Source organism: Oceanobacillus polygoni (assembly GCF_008304605.1).
Lineage (GTDB): Bacteria > Bacillota > Bacilli > Bacillales > Amphibacillaceae > Oceanobacillus > Oceanobacillus polygoni.
This window is the reverse complement of the sequence record NZ_PIJY01000048.1, coordinates 1-1,442: the sequence shown is the minus strand read 5'-3', so window position 1 is coordinate 1,442 and position 1,442 is coordinate 1. Positions and strand designations below refer to the sequence as shown.

1 protein-coding gene is annotated in these 1,442 nt (G+C 38.5%); it reads left to right on the top strand.

The window, feature by feature from the left end:
* Window positions 1-71: 71 nt before the first annotated feature.
* A protein-coding gene (locus F1560_RS20665; RefSeq protein ID WP_149476521.1) for an IS3 family transposase occupies window positions 72-1,228 on the top strand; the annotation gives its coding sequence in 2 pieces (ribosomal slippage) (window positions 72-315 and window positions 315-1,228; 1,158 coding nt in all).
* The last annotated feature ends 214 nt before the right edge of the window (window positions 1,229-1,442 follow it).

The following is a 1,442-nucleotide window of genomic DNA, read 5'->3' as shown; positions in this document are numbered from 1 at the left end:
TGATGCTAGTATAGTTTCATGGACACATCTAAGTTAAATTTATACAATGAATTTCAAGGAGGATGTGTCCGATGAATACAAGAAATAACGGTAAACGATATAATGATGATTTCCGTAAAATGATTGTCGATCTTTATCATTCTGGAAGTTCTGTAAAAGATTTAAGTAGCGAGTATGGCGTATCTGATGTAACCATTTATAAATGGATTAAAGACTTAACCCCGATTGAAGGGACGGAGGGTAAGGAGATTAACCCAAAAGATGTAGACGCCATTCAAAAAGAGAACCTTCGCTTGAAACAGGAGCTTGAAATCCTAAAAAAGGCTATGGCCATATTCGCTCGAAAGTAAATGACACAGAACTAACTGAATTTATTACAGAACATAAAGATGATTATCCCATTCGCACGATGTGTGAAACCCTTGATATACCTAAAAGTACGTACTACCAATCGCTGCATAAAACAGAATCAGACCGTGATCGTGAGCGTCGTGAATTCACAGAAAAGATCATACAGATTCATGAAGATAGTAAGAAACGATATGGTGCACCTAAGATTCATGAAATCCTTGTAAAACAGGGCCACAAGATCAGTATAAATCGGGTTCAACGCTTGATGAAAAAAGCTGGAATCCAATCGATCATCGTTAAGAAGTTTCGGCCGACACCTAGTAAAGAGAAAGTGGAAGAGCGAGAAAACATTCTTAAAAGAGACTTTACAACGACAGCGATTAACCAAAAATGGGTTGGCGATATCACGTATATTCATACGCTTCGTGATGGCTGGTGTTACCTTGCATCTGTATTAGACTTGCATTCAAGAAAGGTTATTGGGTATTCATTTGGACGTTCGATGACGACTGAATTGGTAGAAAAAGCTTTAGAAAACGCTTATGTCACACAGAAACCTAATGATGGCGTTATCTTCCATTCTGATTTGGGTTCACAATATACAAGTGATGCCTTCACAGAAAAGATTCAGGACTACAAGATGACACATTCCTTCAGTCATAAAGGCAGTCCCTATGACAATGCTTGTATCGAATCTTTTCATGCGATCTTAAAGAAAGAAGAAGTAAACCACGTACAATACTTAGATTTTAACGCTGCGCGAGTAGAGTTATTTAAATATATTGAAGGCTGGTATAACCGCAAAAGAATACACGGCAGTATCAACTATCTAACGCCACAAGAGATGGAAGATTTAGCGCTCCATCAAGCAGCATAATTGCACCAATTAACATAAGAGCACGGCTTTACTTGGAGAGGTGGGCGTGGTAGGCTTTCACCTTGCGAAAGGTCTATTTACTAACCTTTCGTCTTTCGCAAATCACCACGCACACAGAGGCTCCATGTCAAGCCTTCACATATCTATTCAAATAAGCTTCAAAGCACAACCAAAAAACTAACTTAAATGTGTCCTAAATATTGACGTAGATCCA